Source organism: Pseudoalteromonas sp. SK18 (assembly GCF_001974855.1).
In the GTDB taxonomy this organism is placed as follows: Bacteria; Pseudomonadota; Gammaproteobacteria; order Enterobacterales; family Alteromonadaceae; genus Pseudoalteromonas.
In genome coordinates, this window is sequence record NZ_MTQB01000003.1 from 198,079 (window position 1) to 220,233 (window position 22,155).

Here is a 22,155-nt window from a genome sequence, read left to right on the forward strand (position 1 = left end):
TATTTACACCCCAAGAAGAATTCTATTTTCACCAAATAAAATATTTACACGGTTTATCAATGTATCGTTACTAAATGGCTTACAAATATACCCATCAGCACCGGCATTAACTGCATCGATTAGTTGAGTTTCAGGCATCCCTGAAATCACTAATACCTTAATATCTTTAAACTCTTCGCAAGAGCGGATAAAACGAATGACCTCAATGCCGCTTAGTCCCGGCATAGATAAATCAACAGTTATCAGCTCTGGTTTTCGCTGGTGCATTAACGTACCAGCCTCGAACCCACCTGCGGCTTCTACAACGTCAAAACCGCTTCGTTTTAAAACACGCCTAATTGCAGAACGAACATTAGCCTCATCATCAATAATTAAGACTTGCGGCTTATGCGACAAACTTTGTGGAACGGGCATTTTATTTCTGACTAAAAAGTCAATAAAGTCAATCACCTGCACCCTGTAATTACCTCGACCAGTCAGCTTATGCCCTTTTAAGTCTCCCGCGTTAATCCAACGGCTTACCGTACGTTGGTGAACATCGCAATAACTAGCAATCTCACTTGGCTTTAATGTTTTTAGCATGCTAATAAAATTCAACTTGATTTTAAAATCACATTAACATAAGTTTAATGATATAGCGACAAATAGGACATTTAAGACGTAAGTGACATTAATTAACAGCTAACTCAATAACACACCCTATTCAAGAATAGTCTAGAATAAATCCTAAGCTATTATTAATAGTTAAAAACACCCACAATTGTGGCTATCTTTATTACCAAGGGGCATCTATGTTCGCCATTGATACTTTTCACACACACGGCAGCGATATAGATAAATTTATTCAACCTATAAGCCAATTTGTAGACCATGGCCCAGACTTGCTGCTAGGGTTTGCAACAACCGATACCATTAAATACCTTTATAATAATCAGCCACGCTTTTTAAAAAACACTCAAAATTGTTTAATCATCTCTTCGTGCCTTGGTTCATCAACCGAGCAAACCCTCTCATTAAATGAGCAAAGTATCAGTTTATTCTCGATTAAAGACTCAAGGGGTCATTATGGGATTGCCAGTTGCAATACAACCAATAATCTAAGAGAAAATGCCTCTAAAACCGTACTCAAAGCCATTGCTAATGCAGGCCAGCCAGGAATAACCCCCAAAATGGTCTGGTGCTTTCAAGTCCCAGGGAACGAAGAGCTAGTATTACAAGGAATTCAAGATGCGATAGGGCAGCGTATACCCGTTTTTGGAGGAAGTTGCGCCGACAACGACATTTCAGCACAGTGGCGTTTTAGCGATGCTAATAGTGTATACCAACAAGGCTTTATTATTGCGGTGTTATATCCCTCTGTAGAAACGTTCGGCTTTTATAGTTCAGGCTACGATAAAACCGACCAGCTGGGTACAGTTACAAACGTTGATGGTCGCATATTAAATACTATCGATAACCAGCCCGCCTTTGATGTTTATAATCAGTGGCGAAAAAACATAGGGTTTGAACAGTTAAAAGCGGGAAATATACTTGCCCAATCAACGATGACCCCACTGGCAAGAGCCCTTTCCTCTGATGATGATATTCCTAGGCTGCTGCTAAGCCACCCAGCGGTAGCTGAAAATGGCACGCTAGAATTATTTTCAAATTTAAGCGTTGGCGATACTGTTTATCTTGCTTCGGGAAGCCCTGAACAATTAATAAAACGAGGCGATATGGTCGTTTCTTCACTGACCAAACTGGCAGACTTACATGCAATAAAAAATATAAAGGGCGCTATTATTATTTTTTGTGGCGGCTGCATGTTATCTATTCAAAGTGCAATGCAAGAAGTAAAACACTCTATTGCAGCACAATTACCCAACACACCGTTTATTATGGGCTTTACCTTTGGAGAACTTGGCACATTTAGCGACTCAACTAGTAAGCACGGTAACTTAATGATCTCATGCGAAATATTTGGTGATTCTGTATGACTACCAACGAAATACTATTAGAAAAACTACATTTATTACAGGTTCATAATTTAGCACTTGAAGAAAACCGTGCCTTTAACAGCCTGATTTTAGACGGCCTAGATGCAATCTTAAAAAACGACAGCACAGAAACCTTACTCACTGAGTTTTTTAATATTTTGCAACAAGCGATCTCTTTTTCTGCGGCTATTTTAATTAAAATAAATCCCAGTGATGAATTTTCTACATTAGTTACAGCATCGCACCCTCATAGCGATGCAATAATTACCCAGCTTACAGTTCTCGATAAACCGAATAGAAACATTAAAAATGTATTTAACTTACACCAACTTCCTAATTGGCAAGTAACCGATCCTTTTTGGCATTCGCAACATGCAATGCTCACCACTCCAGTAAGTACCAGCACAGAGAGCTACCAGCTCTATATTTTTTCTGAAACAATTGGCGCGTTTAATCAGCACGATATTACTTTAATGCAACGCTTTGTCAGTTTTGCAGGGAATACGATTTCACAATTTGAAAAACGAAACTTACTTGTGAAACAAAAAGAAATGGAGGAAAAACAAAGCAACATTGAACAAGTGCTAATCAACTCTGAAAAAATGGCTTCGTTAGGGCAAATGGCGGCAGGCGTTGCACACGAAATAAATAACCCTTTAAGCTACATTGTCAGTAATATCCAAAATTTGGCTTACAACCTTGAGCAATTTAGTCATTTAATTAACACACTCAAAGCAGAAAAAGCCATAACGCAGCAAACATTAGTAGATACACTACAGCATTACCAATTTGATGAATTACAAACAGACTCAAGCGATATCATTGCTGAAATGACTGAAGGGGCTGATCGAGTTAAAGAGATTGTTCAAGGGTTAAGGCAATTTGCTCATCCGGATCAAACCCAAATTGGCGATATTGATATAACCGAGCTCATTGATAACACATTACGTGTTGCCTGGAACGAAATTAAATATAACGCCAACGTTGAAAAAAACTACAACACAGAACCCGTTATCATCACAGGGCGTTCAACCCAGCTCTCTCAGGTATTTTTAAATTTATTTTTTAACGCCGCTCAAGCCATTTGCGACAAGGTTGGAGTGATCAGTATTACCACTAAAGCCGATAAAAAAAATGCCTATATAACGATTGCCGATAATGGCAGTGGAATTGATGAGGACAAATTAAATAAAATTTTTGACCCTTTCTATACTACAAAACCAATAGGCCAAGGCACAGGGTTAGGGCTGGCTATAAGCAAAGCAATAATAGAACAACACGGTGGCCTAATTAGTGTTAAAAGTCAGTTAAATCAAGGCACTATTTTTAACATTACCTTACCTAAAAAGCCTAACTTAACTGACGATGCTTTGAGTATTTTAAACGCGTAAAAAAATCGCTAATGAGTGATTTTTTATCACATTATCAGCTGTTTACAGCCAAAGTTTAGACTAAATTTAATCTTATAACTCATAATCATATTGGTGGTAAAAAGATCAATGACAGATATTGCTCAATTAGAACAGTTAAAGCAGCAGCCACCGAGTATTTTATGCTTAGATGATGAAGCCAATGTGCTTAAATCTTTAGTTCGTTTATTACGCCAATATAAATTTGATGTGAGTGTTTCAACCAGTGGACAAGATGCACTTGAAAAAATGCATGCAAAGGAATTTGACGTCGTTATTAGTGATATGCGTATGCCACATATGAGTGGGGCGGAGTTTTTAGCTAAAGCGAGAAAAATCGCTCCCGATAGCCAGCGTATTTTGTTAACTGGTTTTTCTGATCTAGAGTCAACAATAAGTGCGGTTAACGAAGGAGGCATTCACGCCTATGTGCAAAAACCTTGGCAAAATGATCACTTAATTAGTGTTATACAATCAGGTGTAGAAAAGTTTAGACTAAAAAAACAAAATGAAATTTTACAACTTCAAGTAAATCAACAAAATCAACAGCTAAAAGAACTTAATACTAATTTAGAACAACTCGTCGACAAGCGAACAAAACAAATTAGAAGCGTACTGAAAAAACTTGAAGTCGCTAATGAAAGTGAAAAACGAGAGCATCAATCTACTGTTGAACTGCTTTATAATTTTATTAATGCAAATCCGTATCTCGATGGTAAAAGAGCCGAGAACATTGCCGGCACATGCACGCAAATAGCGCGTTACCTTAATGTATCGCAAAGAAGTATCACGCTTGCGCCTATTGCAGGGTATTTAGCTCAAATTGGTTTACTTGCGATGGACCCTGAGCTTTACAACAAACCTATTAACGAACTCAATGAAGTACAGCGCAAAACGTTTTACACCCACCCGAGTATTTCACAATTAATGCTCATGCCTGCAACGCATTTAAGCGATGTTTCTGATGCAATTTATCATCAATTCGAACGCTACAACGGCCAAGGAATACCCAAAGGGCTTGCTAAAAACGATATTCCTATTGGGGCTATGGTGCTCAGCGTTGCTCGCGATTACTGGGAGCATTATGAGCAAAGCGATCCATTATTAACTACAAAAATGCGCCATGAGGTTGCACTTAATAATATTAAGCTTGGCAGTGACAGCTTATATCACCCAAAAATAGTAAAATCGCTTGAGGCAAGTCATGCACAGCTTATAGCCTCAGACACGTCTATTGGCTCAATTAAAGTAATTTGCGCTCAAGAACTTGAAGAGAGTATGACACTGGCAAACTCACTGCACAGCCATACAGGTATTATGCTTTTACCTAAAGGGCACGTTTTCAATTCAAAATCGATTGTTAAGCTACAACAACTCGAAGCCAAAAAGCCGACTCCGTTTAGAATTATGGTTAAAACGGCTAAATGATTGATCTAAAATGCTCTTTTATTCGTTATACTAAGCCATAATAGTTACTTTCAAATATATTGCTTGAAGGAGCACACAGTGTCGCGATTTTCTGCCGTTACCGATAATCCCCACGACGGGCGTTTTAACCAAAAAACGGGAATATTACTGACCAACTTAGGCAGCCCTGATGCCCCCACAGCAAGCGCGTTACGTGTTTACTTACGTGAGTTTTTGTCAGATCCGCGTATTGTAGAAATACCACGTATAGTGTGGATGATCATTCTTCACGGCATCATTTTGCGTATTCGCCCAAAACGCTCAGCTAAATTATATAAAAGTATATGGACCGAAAATGGCTCGCCGCTTACTCACATTACACGCCAGCAAAGCCTTAAATTAAATGCCTTATTAAAACACCATGGCTATACCAACACCGAAGTGGTTATGGCGATGCGCTATGGTAATCCATCAATCGAAGCGGGTCTTGAAGAACTCAGAGACAAAGGTCTAACGCGTATTATTGTATTACCACTTTATCCGCAGTACTCAAGCCCAACCACAGGCTCTACCTTCGACGCGGTTGCCAATGTATTAAAAAAATGGCGCTGGGTGCCAGAGCTGCACTTTGTAAACGGCTATCACAAAAACGCTAAGTATCTTGAGTCACTCGCTAATAGTATTAGTGAGGATTTAGAAAAACACGGAATGCCGCAAAAAATGGTGTTTTCGTACCATGGTATGCCTAAACAGTTTTTAGATAATGGCGACCCATATCACTGCTTATGTCAGCAAACAACGCGTTTAGTTGTTGAAAAACTAGGGCTAGACAAAGATAAAGTGATCACTACTTTTCAAAGTCGCTTTGGTAAAGCTGAATGGTTAAAACCATACACCGACGCTACTTTAGAAAGCCTACCTGGCGAAGGGATTAAAGATATTGCAATTATTAGCCCGGCATTTAGCGCCGACTGCCTAGAAACACTTGAGGAATTAGAAGGTGAAAACCGCGAAATTTTTGAAGAAGCAGGCGGCGAAAAATACCGATACATTGCAGCCCTAAATGACCGTGATGATCACATTGACGCCATGTTTGATGTGTTAAAGCCAATGCTATAAATAAAGAGAGCAGCGGTTAGGTTTTAGCTCTCAGCGTTCAGCTGGAGATTAGCCAGGTGCGGTGAAAGCTTGTAGGCGCGAGTATATCTCGCGCTTTCTCTTGTATCACTTTCTGATAGCTGACAACTTATAACTCAAAGCTGCGCTTAGCGCTTACGTGTCACCATTAACGTGAGTGCTCCTGCTATTATCCCCCAGCATGCTGAACCTACCGACCACAAAGTTAAATCTGAGGCCGTTACTAAAAAAGTAATAATGGCCGCCTCAGTATATTCAGCACTATGCAAAGACTGCTGCAAACTATTGGCTATGGTGCCAAACAAAGCAATACCCGCCAGCGCCAATACCAAGGCCTGTGGCAGGCTTGCCACAATTGCCACTAACATAGCCGCACATAACGCCATAATTATGTAAAACACGCCACCAGCAATACTTGCCCAATAACGCTTATCAGGGTCTTTATCGGCCTCTTCGCTCATACAAATAGCCGCTGTTATAGCTGCTAGATTAATAGAATAGGTACCAAAGGGAGCCGTCACACAATTTATTAACCCGGTCACAGTTAATGACGATGATATAGGCGCCTTATAATTATGCGCTTTCAAAATAGCGAAACCGGGTAAGTTTTGTGAGGTCATAGTTACTATATATAAAGGAATACTTATACTTACAAATGCCTGCAAACTAAAGCTTGGCGCAATATAAGTAAAACTACTGGCTTGCCAATGTACGGTACTGGTATCGATATTGCCCATATACCACGCTAAAAATATACCCGCTAGCAACACACTTAGCATCGCAAAACGGGCAAAAAAGCGCTTACCAATAAAGTACACCACCACCATTAAACCAATAACTAATGGCATATCGTTCATAAAGTTAAACACATCAATGCCAAATGTGACTAATACCCCCGCTAACATGGCACAAGCCAGTTCACTGGGAATGCGGTTCATGATTTTTTCAAACCACCCCGTTATTCCCGACACCAGCACCAATAAGGCTGAGAGCATAAATGCACCTATCGCTTCAGGTAAGCTATAGCCCTGGGCACTTGAAATCAGTAGTGCAGCTCCAGTGGTAGACCATGCAATTAAAATAGGCACTTTATAATAAAACGACAACACAATAGAGGTACTGCCCATTACCAAGCCCAGCATTAATATCCAGCTTGCCACTAGTTCAGGTGTGCCACCTAAAGTGATCACCACTTGGTAAATCAATGCTATTGAACTTGAAAAACCAATAATAACGGCAACAAGCCCCGCCATAGTGCGACTAAGTAACTGATCAGTCCCTGCCATAATTCCCTCATTAAGAAACCCTAATGTTACAACATACTTTGCCTATTTATACTTTGCAATTTTGAATAATGAATAATGAAAAATGATCACGTTGCTAAAAAATTTTATTGGTCAGTTTTGCTTGTCAAAATCGGTGTAATTTTAAAAACATGCATGTACCTAAAAACATTCCACAGGGTGCGTCATTACTGTAAACATCATTATTTTTAAGCTAAAAATAAATACCTAAAAAAGGTAAATCAAATACTAACAATGAGTTACAAAAACACTAATTACCACTTTATGATTACAATTTAAATTTGATCTCATCCTATTTTTAATATAAAACTTAACAATTAGTTCACCAATAACCCTAAAAGAGAAACAGATGAAACGTTACATTGTTTTAATTATCGCTATTCCTTTGTCTGTATTTGCCATTTATACACTGCTTAATAATCAGCAAAAAACCGATGAGGTAGACCCACTCATTGCCATTGACATCGTCCCTGTTGATTCTGAATTTGTAAAACAAACTCGTAAACCATCGCCCATTGATATGAGTAAAGATCCTATTAAAACCAAACCCTCAGAAACAAAATTAGCCGTTATTGAAAGTTCGTTTGACGCAATTAATAAACCCTCAACCAAGGCCAAAGAAATCCTTAAAGCGGCAAAAGTACTGCCTACCGATTTGCAAAATGAAGCCTATATAGAATTTGATTTAGCAGCGCTTAAAACCCTTAAAGCGGGCGATAATTTTGACCTCGCCATACCGCAAACTGCCGAAACCTACAGCGCTGAAATAACTAACGTTACCAGTGCCAGTAACGGCGATAAAAGTATTGTAGGCCAAGTGATTGGTGCCAACGGAGCAATGCACACCACCATACTAACCGTGGGCAATGATGCGGTGTATGGTCAATTTACTGCACCTAGTGGCAATTATGTTTTTGAAAGCAAAGGCCAATATGGCTGGATTGCAGCAAAGCGCGATTTATACAAATCACATATAGAACACCAAGTGGGTGAACCCGCACCAAAAAATACGGATGGTAAAGACCCGTTTGCGCCCAGTGATAAAAAATCACCTGCTAGTTAATTTTTAGCCTAAACACAGATGACTCAGCAGTAAAACTGCAATTACAAAAGAAAGGAAATACGACTATGAAAAAAATAATATCAACAGCCGCTATTGCAACAGCATTATGTGCCGCCAGCACAGTGTCAGCAGAAACAATTGATATTGGTATTTTATATACCGACCAATCAGCTGCCGCTACTAGCAACATTAATACTAAAATTAATCAGCTTATTGCTTTTAGTAATCAAGTATATAGCCAAAATGGCGTTGATATAACACTGCGTTTAGTGGGCTCTCAAAACTTAGGTAATCATGCAATAACGCCTTCAGAAGACTGGCTTAACGCCGTGACAAATAGCAGCTATGTCGATGGTTTACGTAATGATTGGAAAGCCGACATGGTAGCCGTATTAGGCACAGGCCAAAGTGCAGGCAGCGGTTTAATCTCTTGTGGACTAGCATGGGTTGGTCAAGGTACGAATGGCAATTTATACAGCTCAATGAGTAACCGTATGTATTCAATAACAGCCGTTGATTGTGGAGCTACAACGTTCGTACACGAACTAGGTCATAACCAAGGTTTGGCGCATTCTCGTAAGCAAGGCGATACGGCCGGTGGCGTATATGTTGATGGTATGGGCCACGGTGTACAAAATGAATTTGCCAGTATTATGGCTTATCCTCATGTATTTGGCAGTGCAACTCAGTACGATTACTTCTCCAACCCAAACTGGAGTGTAAACGGCATTCCATTTGGTGTAACCAATCAGGCATATGCCATTCGTACCGTCACTGATACCAAAACCAGTATCGCCAACTTTAAATAACAGCGTAAAAATGGGTAAATAACCCATTTTACCAATTAAGTTCCCCTGCAGAGCGCCTTGGCGCTCTTTTTAATGATTAATCATTTTCTGCTTTATTGCAGGGAGTAAGGTTTTGCCATCGCTATCTACTTTACTCATTAGCTTCAACCCCATTACCTTGGCAAGCACAGGGTAAATATCTAAGTTATTTACCAGCTCAATACTCATTCCTTGTTTAAACGCTGGGCCTGTTGCTATAAAGGATGCTGCCATATCGTCGCTATACGCATAGCCGTGCGTACCTAAATAAGGCGCTTTAGTACCGTTACTAAATACTGCAGGCGCATTGGTTTGCACCACAATATCGCCCACTCGGCTCCCGCTATTATAATGATAGCCATTAAGCTGTTCGCTACTTAAAACACTATAACGCCCCTTAGCTGCCTTTTGTAAGCGTGCTTTATACGCATCAATATCCGCATTTTGAGCATCGCTTTTGGTATAAATAAGCAAGCGAGGACCGGTATTCACAGTAATAAAGTTATCATCTTTAGGTAAACTGCTGACAATAATGCTTTGCTCAGGATCAACCTGTGCCATACCGTGATCAGAAACAATCACTAAGTTTATATCCTGCGCTAATTTGCTCAAACGAGTGCGTAACTGCCCCATTAAGGCATCTAGTTTATGAACGGCGTCACGTGTTTGTACTGCATCTGGGCCAAATTCATGCCCCATACTATCAACCAACGAAAAGTAACTGGCTACAAAACGTGGGCGCTGCGCTTGAGGTAAACTTAACCATTGTACAATTTGGTCAATTCTATCTTGGTAGTCACCTTGTTTAGAATAATGAAAATAGTAGTCTGGCGTCATACCATTAAAGCGCGCATCCGATTCAGGCCAAAAATACACCGCCGATTTAAGCCCATGCATTTTTACTAAATTCCACAGCGGAGTACCCCGTACCCAGGTACTGTCTTTTTGTCCTTTTCCCATGCTGTAGCATTCATTATTGCGCGCTTTGTCACAAAATTTATTATCAACAATACCGTGGTTAACTGGCAGTAAACCGGTGATCACCGAAATATGATTAGGAAACGTTTTACTAGGGTACACAGGCTGCATTTTTTGCGCCCTAACCCCCTGCTCACCCATTGCTTTTAAATTTGGCGCGCCATGTTTTTCAATATAGTCCCAGCGCAAACCATCAATTGAAATCATCACTACGGTTTGCTCTTTGGCAGCAAATGCAAGCGGACTTATCAGTAATAACACACTCACAACAACGAATAATAAACGCATCATTTATCCTATTTAAGTTAATTTTTAAGCGACTTGAATACACTAACATAGCTATTTTAAAATTTTGTGGTATTGAGACTAATCTAATTCACAACACAATTACTTCGCAGTTAATTTAATAGCAAGTGTGTGTTCGCCAGACTCAATTTGATGCCAACGTCTATATGTTTTAAAACCGGGCGCACTTACCTGTATATCGTAACTGCTTGCATTGAGCACCATACCAGGACGATATTTAGGACCAATATTCATAATTCTGATATCTGCATTAGGGGCATTGCTGGTAATGGTAAGCTTAGTTTTTTGCTCAACCATATATTGCTGACGCTGTTGTTGCTCTGCGCTAAGAGAGCTATCGCCATGACGTAAAATATCGACCTTAGCAAGTGCATGGCTTAAAGGCGTAAAATGCTCATAAATACCCAACTTTTCTTCAAACGCTAAACCTAATGGATGCAATACGGGTTGGGCATGTAATGTCCAGCGAATTGCATAACTAAATACCGGGTTGCTCGACTCTTCTACCTTAGCTAAAAAGTAATTAACGGGGCTTTGCTGGTCTTTAGTAAAGGTATTATTTATTAATACTACTGGGGCAATTAAAATAACCGCAGGCATAATGAGCTTTTTAAGCCAAGATAACGGGTGTTTCTTATCTATGGCGTTTACAGAGACAGGCTTAATTAGCAGCCATAATTTTAGCGGTAACTTACTAAAAGTAAGACAAATTAAAAATAATGATAACGACATTGAAATAGGCGGAATGAGTACAGATCGCAGTGCTTGCTTACCATATTCAGCATATTCCCCCCCATCTACAAACTTACTTTGGGCGCTATTAAGCATCGTTAGATATTTATCGGTACGTTTTTCGATATTAGGATCAAGCACGTACTCTTTAAAACTTTTTTTATTCCAATCTGCGCGAATATTTTTTACATATAAATCGCCCATACGATCAGCAATTTTAGCTTGTATTTGTTTATGCAACTGAAACCTAACCCACGGCAAATTAGGCTTTAAACTCAAATCATGCTTTGCCATTTCACTGCGCCACTGGCCATTTGCTTCATTGGTGACTTTTTTAGCGACAGCCTGTGCAAATTCCGCGCGGTCATTAATATTCCAGCGCTCATTGAGTGCTAAGCCCTTACTAGAAAAATGTGTGCGCAACTTTTTAGAGGTGGTGTCATGAGCGCGAAAAGTGATTAAATTTTCGATACCAAATTCGTAGCCGGTTTCAGTTACAAATAACTGTCCAAATTTAGGGTGTTGTAAAAAGCGTAATTGATAATGATCAGGATCATCCGTGTACTTATATCGCTTATCTTTAATACCACCGTCGCCCCCAGTAGCTAAACTAGCCGCTTGTAAGGCAGTATATACCCCCCCTGTTAAAAACCCCATTAATAGGCTGCTGGCCGCATTTTCTGTTGCAGAAATATCTTCAACAATAAGCCAGTAATCGGGCTCAATGTAACCAATACCAGCTTGAAGAATATCGCTGCGATAATCAGCTGCCGCTCTTTCGTAACAGCGGTTACGACGATCTTTTTGGCTACTTTTATCATAACGCTCTGAACATCGAGCAACTTGCTTGTGGTAGCCGTAAATTTTAGGGCCATATTTTTGCGCACGCGCAGACGCTTTTGCTATATGCGCTTTTTGCGCTTGTTGATAGTTGCCCCACCCATCATTTATTTGCTGCTCAACTTGTTGCCAATAACCTTGCTCACGCGTACTAATACCCGCCAAAGTTTGATTATATTTTTTACTACCCGATGCATACGCTTTATATTGCACGACTAGCTCATCGTACAGCTGACTATACTCGCCATAGTGTTGATCAAAGTCTTGGTAGGCCTTTTTTTGCACAAAAGAAGCAATAATCTTACGCTTATCATCCTCTAAGTTGTCAGATAAAGCAGCATCACTATATAAAAGCCCACCAAAAAGCGCTAAAAACGTGAGGTTTTCTGAGCTGTGTAATTGCTCGGGGTCGTAATCTAGACCGTTTACTTTAATTGAATTAATCGCCAAAGCATCTCTGAGTGCTGCACTATAAACAGCAAATTGGCGCTGCTGCGAAGATGAAGGCTCAATTAAGGTTTTTTCTATCACATATTTTTGACCATAAAAAACAACTGGCCAAACTAAACACACTAATGCAACCAAAGAAATAACGCCTCGGCCTACTTTTGCAACCATAGCTTTAGGTAAAAAATCAGCAAGCAGTAACGCCACTCCAACCCCAGAAACAGCTCGTCCATAAATTTCTAAATGCTCTAAGTCTTGTGCCGAGGGTGTCCCCAGCCCTACTAAAGAAACTAATTGTGCATTAAAAATAGCCTCGGGTAATAAATATAAAGAGGCTAGCAGTAGCAGTAAAAAACGCCACCAAAATGGTTTTATGGTTGTGGTCATAGTCAATGGTCTTATTATTTTTGTTTACGAAGTTCAAGCTCAACGGCTGGGTCGGTTTCAAGGCTAAATTTTTCATCAGCCTCGCGCGCGCCAACCTCTAAATTAGGCACACTCTTAACCGGTAACATCTTCACTGGGTAAAGCGTCCTTTTAAGCGACTTTAATTGCCCACCAATTGCAGGGTATAAATGGTTTTTTTGATAAGCCGATAGTTCGTCTAATCGCATTAAATCTAAATCGTCAGGTAGTGTTGTAATTTGTTTTGCTGCGGGATGTGATCCTTTATATGGCTGAACATTTGGTAAACCGAATACCGAACAGAACCCATAAACAGAATCATCAATAATCACTGAGTCAGGACGTAGTCGCTTTGATTGAGCTAATAAAGTTTGCTCATGGTAGTCGTGGCCGTTAATCGAATAAGTCGCTATATCAATTCCCTGTGCCTTAGCAGTCACTTTTAACCGTGCTGCACTTTGCTGATAGTGGCGAATATCTAACACATAGCCAAAATTACGTTTTAACTTTTTTGTTAGCGAGGCTAATTTAATTGGACGATCGTAACGCGTTTCACGATGACGACGATTGGCATACGACTGAATGCTTTCAAGTTGCTCTTTATTTCGCTCATAAATAGGATCGCTCCCCGCGCCACGTTTTAGATCAGCCGCCAGTTTGTTCATCGATATCTTTGAAGGAGACTGAATAAACATCATATAAATGTCAGGGTTAATATCGCGCAAACGAGTTAAATTACGCAGCTCTAAACTACTAAAAAAATAATTATTCTCCCCCACATATTGATGAGCAAGATAATCAAGCATTTTTAAATCGTTGATTGATGCTCGCGACTTAATTTCAATATTTAGCTTTTGCTGCACTTTTCGATAGCGAGAAAACGTACTGGCAAGCGCCTTAAACGAAGGGGGAATATCGTTAGTTAACAGCCCCGTTTCTTGGTTTCGGTGGCGTAAATATCCCCATTCCTTAGCGTAATTAATAGACTCAATTTTTCGCTGTTTATTATCAACTGTGCCAGTTTCACGACCAGTACGGGCATCATGATGTACCACCCACACATTGTCACGGGTTATGCGCACATCAATCTCTATTACATCAAAATTATTATCAATCGCATCAATTACCGCATTAAGGGAGTTTTCAGGGTAACGCACAGAGCCACGGTGGCTTTGTAAGTTAAAATCACTACATTGACGCGCTGATAAATAGTTAATATTGCCCAGTTGCGTTTGATAAAAACCACGAGCAGCTAATGCACTAGCACGCGCATTAGCTGCTTGTTGTTGCTCGATTGAGAGGCGATTAGTGCTCGGTTTATTTTCTGTGCTATTACACCCAGTTAAGATACTGGCTAACACGCACACCGATAAAATATTAATGTAAGCTAAAAGACGCATCATGCTGACTAAGCCAAAAGGCTTAAACTCCCTGAAAAGACAAAAGGTTAACTAAACTTTAAAGGTTATATGAACAAAAACTGAATTAAAAGTAAAACTTATCAGCTAAACTAATAATTTTAATTTAATATACAAGCTGTTAGATTAAATTTAACATTCAGACAGGCCGGAAAGTAAAAAAGGATTGCCATGATCGACTTCAGCAGCAAAATAACCCCTGCGCGTATGCAGCGCACTACAGCCAATTTACAAATGGCACTTGAGAGCGATCGTGGCCGCATAATTAACAGTGCTGCCATCCGTCGCCTGCAACAAAAAACCCAAGTATTTCCGCTTGAGCGCAATGCAGCCGTGCGCTCACGCCTTACTCATTCATTAGAAGTGCAACAAGTTGGCCGGTTTATTGTGCAACGTATTTTTGCTAACTTAAACTACCAACAGCAAAAAGAATATGGTTTATCGGGCTTAGAACGCCCACTAGAAACCCTAGTAGAAATGGCCTGCCTAATGCACGATATTGGTAATCCGCCGTTTGGTCACTTTGGCGAAGCCGCCATTAATAATTGGTTTAATACCCATTTAGCCAGTATTACACCTGAGCGTTGCCAAACAGCCAATAGCAGCATAGGGGTTATTTTTAAACATTTAGCGCAAGATATTTGCAACTTTGAAGGTAACGCCCAAGGCATTCGCATTGTCCACTCCCTGCTAAGCCTTAATTTAACTTATAGCCAAAGTGCGGCAATTTTAAAGTACACACGCCCTGCCAGCTTAGCGAAGCAAGATATCCCACAAAATAAAAACTACATTATGAAAAAAGTGGGCTACTACTACAGTGAAAAAAGCTTTGTAGAGGCACTGCAAACTGAGCTCAAAATGGAGCCGAATTGCCGCCACCCAGCCAGTTACATAATGGAAGCCGCTGACGATATTTCTTATTGCTTGGCTGACATAGAAGATGCGGTAGAAAAAGACATAATCACCACACAGTTATTATGCGAGCAACTAAAAAAACAGTATCAAAAAGCGTTAATTAACTTAGCCTTAAACGACACCCAACATCAAAGCTTTGTTGATGATGCAATTAATTACGCAATTGAACGCGCGCAAGCACAGCCCTTTAATTTTAATAGTGAATTTTTTATTTATTTGCGTGTATCGTTACTGCACCCATTAGTAAATCATGCTGCTAAACGCTTTATTGAAAACATAGAGCCAATTTATCATGGTGACTTTAACCATGCATTATTAGAAGACCGCAGCTACCTGCATGCAGTAACCCAAGCCCTTAAGCAAGTGGCACTTGAGCATGTATTTTCTCATAAAGAGGTCGAAAAGCTCGAACTACAAGGCTACCGTATTATTAACGGCCTACTAGAGTGCTATAAACCGTTACTGCAATTAACTAGCGACGACTTTAAACGCGCACTACATGGCGACAACCGTTTATTAATAGAATCGAGATTAGTTAAAAAACTCTCTAAAAAACATTTAAGTAGCTATCAGCACGCTATAAATGCCATGCAAGAAGAGCCCGACCACTTTGCAGCTTATGAGTTTTATTACAGATGTAGACTCATTCAAGACTACATAAGCGGCATGACTGACCAATTTGCTTACGACGAGTACCGCAGCTTAATGGTGATTGACTAATTTAGGCTTAGCGCGCGAAACTGCTAAGCCCTAGATAATTTTTTACTTTACGCTTAAAATTAGTGCATTGATGCTTAACCGCTTTTGAGTTTTATGAAACCGTTACTGAGTTGCTTACTTTTTTGTTTTACTTTGTTTTATAGTGCCAGCAGTGTCGCTTACAACGAAGCGATGTGCATTCTTATAAAACAAGAAATGCAGCAATATAGTAACGACAAAACTAGCCGTAAGTACCGTAACGCCGCTCGCGACTACAAAAAAAACTGCAGTAACCCGGCACGTACTCAACCAGCAACAAAGCCTAAAGCGCAACCCATTATTGAACAACCCATCCCTGAGATTACAAAACCGCAAGTAACTGAGCCTGTTTCATCTGTTGTAAATCCCCCTATTGCAGAGAGTCAAACCCAGTCATCACTTGCACAGCAAAGCGCAAAATCAAACGTTGAACAAACAGTAGCAACAGCGTCTGAGCAAGGTATTGAGCAAAGTATTAAACATACTCAAAGTACAACTGTTCCAGCATCAGCAAGTACCGAGCCTAATGAGCCGCAAACCAATAAAACAACAAATGATGAACAAACTGATGCTGCAACAAATGATCAGCCTAGCATTGATACAACCATACAAAACAACACAACTCCAGCAGTTACAAAAACAACAGTAGAGCCTTTACAAACGGCCATGCCGGTTACCGTAAATGCCGCAGAGCAAGTTAACGGTGTTGCCTCATCAATCCCTAAAAAATCAAATATGTTGTCGCTAGTATTACCCAGTGTGGCGCTACTTTTAGTGGTAATAATTGGGGTTGTTGTATTAATGCGCCTACGCCATGTTAAGCAAAATAACGAGCCTGCCGATACCAGTATGCCACTAGCTGCTCCCCCTACTAAGTGCGATAACAAGCAAAGTAGTACTGCTATTGATGAATCTAAAACTCTTGATACCAGCAAAAGCGAGCCAAAAACAACAACCGAAAGTGCCGAGCCAAACGCAAACGAAGTGAGTACAGCTAAAGTAAAGCAAATCCCGAATACCGCAGAGTTTGAAGCCGCCGCTAAAGCCACTTTAGAACGGATAAAAAATGCCACCGAGCATGCAGAGCCACAAGTAAGAGACTTTGATCCCGAAGCCAAACCAATCAAAAAACAGCGCAAGCCGGTTAATCAGCCTAGCGAGCCTGTACCAGCGACTAAAAAAGAAGCACCTATTGCAGCTGAGCCCATTTCGCCTCAACAACCAAAGGCAGACTTGCATTCGCCTAAACAACCGCGCTCACCGTTAACGCCATCTACCGAGCACGACTTTAAAGAGCCTGAAATACGCACCTTCGATCCCAACGCCCCCTTACCCACTAAAAAAAGTGCGATAAAACCAGAACAAGTAAAGGTATCGCCAGTTGAACCCACTAAGCCTGATATACCGCCACAAAGCAGTAACCCATTTGCTAACTTATCGCTTGATGAAAGTTGGGATCCAAATTCACCACAAAAACCGAAAGTGGAAGAAAAGCAACGCGCCCCTAAATCACAAGCACTAATTGAAGCTGAAGAGCGCGCAAAAAACATGCAAACAAAAGAATAATAGAGTACGCTGTACTTATTAAAAGGTGGCTTTAAATCTAATACCAATTCGCTTAATCAAGTGGTCTGTTTTGAGGCAGGAAAAATGTGTTGATAGCTAGGCAAAAAATTTGCTATTTAGTTGTTCTCAGCAATTGCTCCTGCATTGCTCTACCTTCTGCATCCATGCAGTCGTAAATGAGAGTTTTTTAACGCAGGTAGCGACACGTTTAGCCCCGTAAAATGATTAAGTATTATTGCCGACTGTTCTAGCTTAAGCGTGCATTCAGTTTTACCCACTACAATAGCCTACTTTTTGAACAGAACCGATCACAACCTAATGGCTAAAAAGGAGTAAACTATACATATGCATGTGATGTTATCAGCTAAATTAAGATACCTTATTTTTACCGCATCTTTTTGTCTGATGGCTTTAGTGAGTGATTACAGTAACGCAATTGAAGCAATTCAACCCAAAAACGAACAGCCCACACATACCACTACTTTAAATATAAGTACCGGCGAATGGCCCCCTTTTTTAAGTGAATCATTACCTCATCAAGGTGTGATTGCCCATTTAATCACCGACTTATTTGCACAAGCCAATATTAAGGTTAACTTTACCTTTTTACCCTGGCCGCGTGCTTACCACGACACCATTAATGATAAATACGCAGCCACCGCCGTATGGATGTTTGAACAACAACGTACTGAGGATTATTTTTACAGTGAGCCAGTATTAAACGAGCGTTTTGTATTTTTTTATCACAAAAAACGCCCTTTTGATTGGCAAAACCTAAACGATTTAAAAGGCTTATTACTCGGTGGTGGGCTTGCTTACAGCTATGGCGAAGAGTTTGATAAAGCACTACAAGCGGGTCTATTTGATATGTCGCGAGTAAGTACCACAGAGCAAAACTTTAAACGCTTAGCTATGGGCAGAATAGACGCCTTTGCCGAGGAAAAAAGCGTAGGCTATCACATATTGGCAGGTCAACTACCTACAATAAAAAATGCCATTGTGCATCACCCAAGGCCACTATTAATCAATAAAAGCTTTGTCATGTTCCCTAAAAATAACGAATACAGTAAACAATGGCTTGAGATTTTTAATCAGCAATTACTTAAATTTAAACAAAATGGTCGCTACCAAACTTACTTTGATGCGTTAGATAATGGCGCTTATCAGCCCACAAATAGTGCTCTGGCTGACTGACCTGGCATGGGTTGCGAGCTACGAGCTAGGTTTTAGGTTTTAGGTTTTAGGTTTTAGCACAAGCTCGCTGCTCGTCACTCGAAGCCCGCTGCCTTTACCACCGTAGGCGTTAGCTTGCTGACGCGAAAAGCACCGCTTTTAAATTACGTTACTTTCACGCATTATTCGCCTCAAAAAATGAGGCGAATAGCGCACTTAATTGCCTCATTGTGTTAATTGGTAAGTTGAAATCGTAGAAACCAGTTTTAGCTGTGATTATTTTAAACGCCAATTTTGGGTAACGAGCCGCGAGCGACGGACTATATTCAGCCTAGCACCTTTAACCTAGAACCTTTTACCTGTTCTCACCGCGTGCAGCTTGCTGACGTGAAAAGCGCCACTTTTAATACTCAAAGCCCGCTCCCCGCAACCCGCCGCTCGCCACCTTTATTTATACATGTCGCGTTGGCGAGTGCCGACCGCCCGAGAACACACACTCCCCCACTCCAATGAAGTACACACAATAAATTAAACTTGCTCAATCGCGACTAATTTATTTACTTCTACCGGTTTTGCTAACGCCGTTTCATAAAATGCAAACACCTCTTTTACATAGGGCTGTGAATAATGCGTATCCAAAGCAGCTTGCGACGTAAATTGTTCGACTAAAAACAAGCATGTTTGCTCACTATTGCTGTATAGCTCAAATCGAATACAGCCAACCTCAGCCTGTGTAGGCTTTAAAATTTGCTGTAAACGCCCTTTACAGTCATCAAATAATGAAGCTTGAGGGGTTATTTTTGCCACTATATTAATCATCTTTAATCCTTATTAATTAATTTAACAACCACAGCACGAATTGGCGGTGCTACGGTAAAGGCCACTAAAAAAGCTGCAGGCCAGGCATTAATAAATGCAGTTAGCCAACTTTGCACAAAGGTATCGCTTAAACCTAAATTTACGTAGGTCACCCATGCAGATAGTAAAAACGACATCATGAACGAAAATGCCAATGTAAATATAAAATGAATTTTCATCTTTCCTCCTTGGCGTTACTATATTCAAAAGCATGGGGCTTCCATACTCACAAAAATGCAAACTAAGATTGAGAAACAGAAATGCTTGATGACATTCATTTATTTATAGAGGTAGCTAGGCGAAAAAGTATGAGCCAAACGGCAAAAGACTTAGGCTTAAATTTATCGACGCTATCGCGACGTATTCAAGCACTTGAAACCAAATTAACAGAGCCATTATTGCAGCGTACAGCACGAGGAATCGTGCTAACAGCAAAAGGAGAGCAGCTCTATACATCGCTTGCAGATTCAATGTTAACGCTTAATAACCAAATAACCGCCCTTAATTGTGATAGCAGTAGCAGCAATACTTTTTATTTATTATGCCCACAGAACATCATTGCAGATCTACTTATGCCTGCGCTAAATACATTTATAAAAGATAATCCTTCGCTCAATTTTCACATATCACCGAGTAATGCTAATAGTCATTTGAGCCAACAACGCTTTGACCTCGCTATTCGCATTGGCCCACAACAAGACTCAAGTTATTATCAAAAACGCTTAGGCGCTATTGCGGTTAAGTTGGTCAGCAAAAAAGATGCACCACAAACTCGCCTAATTTTACCTTACACTCAAACTCAGTTACCAACAGGCATGCTTAACAAACTAACAGAACTCTATAGCGATATCAGTTATTGCTTTGATATAACAATAGCCAGAAAAATGGTTGAAGAAGGTAATGGGGTTGGTTTATTACCTATGAGTGAAATTAGTTGTATTACTGACAAACAGGCTTTTGACTATATTGAATTGCAGCCTGCTTTTGCAAACAGGCCTATTTATGCTCTATGGCATAACACACGCCAGCAAAGTAAAACGGCAAGTCAGTTAATTACTTTAATACAGGGTGTAATTAAGCAAACGCCATGCTTACAGGGTGATATTGTTGAGTTAGGTTAATGGGGTATTTATGCTGTAAGCGTTAAGCTTGCTGACGTGAAAAGCGTAGCTTTTAATACTCAAAGCCCGCAACCCGCCGCTCGTCACCTTTATTTATACATGTCGCGTTGGCGACGGCAACCAAAGAGAAGTAACCGCCGACTTCTCTTTGGAATCTCTCGGCGCCCCGAGGATCACACTGTTCTCTCAATTCAAATTAATGATATGAACGTAAAGGCGATGAAACACGTCCGTGTGTAGGCATCGCTTAACGCGCATCCATGCGCTGTTATTACTCATCATTAATTCAATTTCGGGTGTGATCACGGGGGAATTTAACTCAGCACTCGCCTCCAAATTTGTTGTTGCTATTACTGTTAGGTATATTGAGTTATCTTAATTATTTGGGTAACTTAAATGGCTAATCAAAGACAACAAGGTAGATGGCTATCGAGTATAGAGGCTATAAAGCGACTGCAATTAACAGCACAATAAATACAAATAGCACGCGCCATTTTGTGCTCAACATCTTTATCGTCGCTTATTCCACTGGGCTTCAAATAAGCGTTTTTGTTCACCACGGTATTCACTGCACCACACGAAATCGGATGATTGCATTCCTTTTGAACGGCATCGCTTTGGTAAAGTATAAAATTCAGACCACGCAGCCAGCTTTTCAGGATCGCTATAGCTGTCGCTATGCAATTTCATATTAGGCACCCGCGAGTGCAATAATGCATTATTACTTGTGCTGTAAGCCGAAGAGCGTTGATGTGTTCGATTGATTTGTTTGGGTTTATCACAATGCTTTGCAAGTTCTTCAAATAAAGATTTGAACCGTGCTTTTAACCGCTCACCTTCTTTTACCTTATAGCCTTGACGCAACCGTGAACGTATTGTTTCACGTTCTTTTACAATACTATCGCAATGTTCTTGCGAGTATTGCTCGTACGCTTGCGGGAGAGAAGTAAATAGGCAAAGTAGTATCAATAAAATCCATTTAATCATTATTTATCCCTAAATTGAGTGCTGTTTTTCCTTTGGGCGCCTAGGCTGAATATAGAGGATTGAATCTAAAATAGAAACAGATAGTTTAAGCGAATTGTTAAATCATGCCTGAGCGGGATTGTTGTAGCAGTTCGTGGCGGGAATTTTTAATTGCAAATTTGAGTAGAAGTCGCGTTGGCGACGGCAACCAAGGGGCGTTATTTACTACGTTAAAGCGTTGCTCTCTCCTTGGATCTCCACTGCTCCTCAAACATTTTCTATAAAGCAAAATATAAACGCTGATGTTGCTTTGACTTTTACCCTTTTTTTAGTATGTTAATTGTTCAACTATAAAGGAGAAAGTTACATGGATGGTCAATTACCATTATTTGATGAAATACCAAATAAGTATGAACACACAGACTCGCCACAAGAATCAAACTGAATCGCCCCGAGTTCATCGGAGACCAGTTTGTTTAAGTCAGGCCACTTTACCTGACTCGTTTAAATTATCATAGTAGTCTGTTTCATATTGAGCTGGTGAAATATACCCAATTGAAGATAATAAG

The 22,155-nt window shown here is 40.2% G+C and carries 18 protein-coding genes; 10 read left to right on the forward strand and 8 right to left on the reverse strand.

Translation table 11 applies throughout. From position 1 onward, the window contains the following. Positions 1-3: 3 nt before the first annotated feature. Positions 4-582, reverse strand: coding sequence for a response regulator (locus BW139_RS04315; RefSeq protein ID WP_076918811.1), 579 nt, complete (start codon positions 580-582; stop codon positions 4-6). Positions 583-791: 209 nt separating this feature from the next. Between BW139_RS04315 and BW139_RS04320 the strand changes: the two genes are divergently transcribed. The 4 genes from BW139_RS04320 (at position 792) to hemH (ending at position 5,911) form a co-directional block, all read left to right on the forward strand. Beyond that, the gene (locus BW139_RS04320; protein WP_076918812.1) at positions 792-1,976 is read left to right on the forward strand and encodes an FIST signal transduction protein; all 1,185 of its coding nucleotides are present in this window, start codon (positions 792-794) and stop codon (positions 1,974-1,976) included. Beyond that, on the forward strand, positions 1,973-3,367 hold the full coding sequence (locus BW139_RS04325) for a sensor histidine kinase (RefSeq protein ID WP_076918813.1): 1,395 nt from the start codon (positions 1,973-1,975) through the stop codon (positions 3,365-3,367). Before BW139_RS04320 ends, BW139_RS04325 begins: the two co-directional genes overlap by 4 nt. Before the next feature lie 108 nt (positions 3,368-3,475). Next, positions 3,476-4,813, forward strand: coding sequence for an HD domain-containing phosphohydrolase (locus BW139_RS04330; protein ID WP_076918814.1), 1,338 nt, complete (start codon positions 3,476-3,478; stop codon positions 4,811-4,813). Between the two features lie 78 nt (positions 4,814-4,891). Beyond that, positions 4,892-5,911 (forward strand): ferrochelatase, encoded by a 1,020-nt coding sequence (gene hemH / locus BW139_RS04335; RefSeq protein WP_076918815.1) that lies wholly within the window; start codon positions 4,892-4,894, stop codon positions 5,909-5,911. A gap of 146 nt (positions 5,912-6,057) precedes the next feature. On the opposite strand, the gene BW139_RS04340 is transcribed toward hemH, so the two are convergent. Continuing rightward, entirely contained in the window at positions 6,058-7,215 is a 1,158-nt protein-coding gene (locus BW139_RS04340) for a benzoate/H(+) symporter BenE family transporter (protein WP_076918816.1), read from the reverse strand. Between the two features lie 367 nt (positions 7,216-7,582). On the opposite strand from BW139_RS04340, the gene BW139_RS04345 reads away from it, so the two are divergent. Together BW139_RS04345 and BW139_RS04350 are read left to right on the forward strand one after the other, a co-directional pair. Then, the gene (locus BW139_RS04345; protein ID WP_076918817.1) at positions 7,583-8,296 is read left to right on the forward strand and encodes a hypothetical protein; all 714 of its coding nucleotides are present in this window, start codon (positions 7,583-7,585) and stop codon (positions 8,294-8,296) included. Between the two features lie 65 nt (positions 8,297-8,361). After that, a complete protein-coding gene (locus BW139_RS04350) occupies positions 8,362-9,105 on the forward strand; it encodes a M12 family metallo-peptidase (protein WP_055011576.1) in 744 nt (247 codons plus the stop codon). 69 nt (positions 9,106-9,174) lie between these two features. Here the strand turns inward: BW139_RS04350 and BW139_RS04355 are convergent, their stop codons facing one another. From BW139_RS04355 to BW139_RS04365, 3 genes are all read right to left on the reverse strand, one after another. Then, positions 9,175-10,389, reverse strand: a complete 1,215-nt coding sequence (locus BW139_RS04355) for an alkaline phosphatase family protein (RefSeq protein ID WP_076918818.1) — start codon at positions 10,387-10,389, stop codon at positions 9,175-9,177. Positions 10,390-10,488: 99 nt separating this feature from the next. Next, positions 10,489-12,813: a hypothetical protein gene (locus tag BW139_RS04360; RefSeq protein WP_076918819.1), complete on the reverse strand. Its 2,325-nt coding sequence runs from the start codon at positions 12,811-12,813 to the stop codon at positions 10,489-10,491. Between the two features lie 14 nt (positions 12,814-12,827). Continuing rightward, positions 12,828-14,234: a glycerophosphodiester phosphodiesterase family protein gene (locus BW139_RS04365; protein WP_076918820.1), complete on the reverse strand. Its 1,407-nt coding sequence runs from the start codon at positions 14,232-14,234 to the stop codon at positions 12,828-12,830. Between the two features lie 186 nt (positions 14,235-14,420). Here BW139_RS04365 and dgt point away from each other — a divergent pair, with 186 nt between their 5' ends. The 3 genes from dgt (at position 14,421) to BW139_RS04380 (ending at position 18,662) form a co-directional block, all read left to right on the forward strand. Next, positions 14,421-15,884, forward strand: coding sequence for a dGTPase (gene dgt / locus BW139_RS04370; RefSeq protein ID WP_076918821.1), 1,464 nt, complete (start codon positions 14,421-14,423; stop codon positions 15,882-15,884). A 93-nt stretch (positions 15,885-15,977) separates the two neighbouring features. Further along, positions 15,978-17,468, forward strand: coding sequence for a hypothetical protein (locus BW139_RS04375; protein WP_076918822.1), 1,491 nt, complete (start codon positions 15,978-15,980; stop codon positions 17,466-17,468). Between the two features lie 345 nt (positions 17,469-17,813). Beyond that, positions 17,814-18,662, forward strand: a complete 849-nt coding sequence (locus BW139_RS04380; protein ID WP_075170080.1) for an ABC transporter substrate-binding protein — start codon at positions 17,814-17,816, stop codon at positions 18,660-18,662. Between the two features lie 507 nt (positions 18,663-19,169). Here the strand turns inward: BW139_RS04380 and BW139_RS04385 are convergent. Together BW139_RS04385 and BW139_RS04390 are read right to left on the reverse strand one after the other, a co-directional pair. Next, complete coding sequence (locus BW139_RS04385; RefSeq protein ID WP_076918823.1) at positions 19,170-19,460, reverse strand: putative quinol monooxygenase; 291 nt, start codon at positions 19,458-19,460, stop codon at positions 19,170-19,172. A 2-nt stretch (positions 19,461-19,462) separates the two neighbouring features. Next, positions 19,463-19,678 (reverse strand): DUF2798 domain-containing protein, encoded by a 216-nt coding sequence (locus tag BW139_RS04390; RefSeq protein ID WP_076918824.1) that lies wholly within the window; start codon positions 19,676-19,678, stop codon positions 19,463-19,465. 81 nt (positions 19,679-19,759) lie between these two features. Here BW139_RS04390 and BW139_RS04395 point away from each other — a divergent pair, with 81 nt between their 5' ends. Continuing rightward, positions 19,760-20,620 (forward strand): LysR family transcriptional regulator, encoded by an 861-nt coding sequence (locus tag BW139_RS04395; protein WP_076918825.1) that lies wholly within the window; start codon positions 19,760-19,762, stop codon positions 20,618-20,620. Positions 20,621-21,130: 510 nt separating this feature from the next. Here BW139_RS04395 and BW139_RS04400 read toward each other — a convergent pair. Beyond that, entirely contained in the window at positions 21,131-21,607 is a 477-nt protein-coding gene (locus BW139_RS04400) for a hypothetical protein (RefSeq protein ID WP_076918826.1), read from the reverse strand. Between the last annotated feature and the right edge of the window lie 548 nt (positions 21,608-22,155).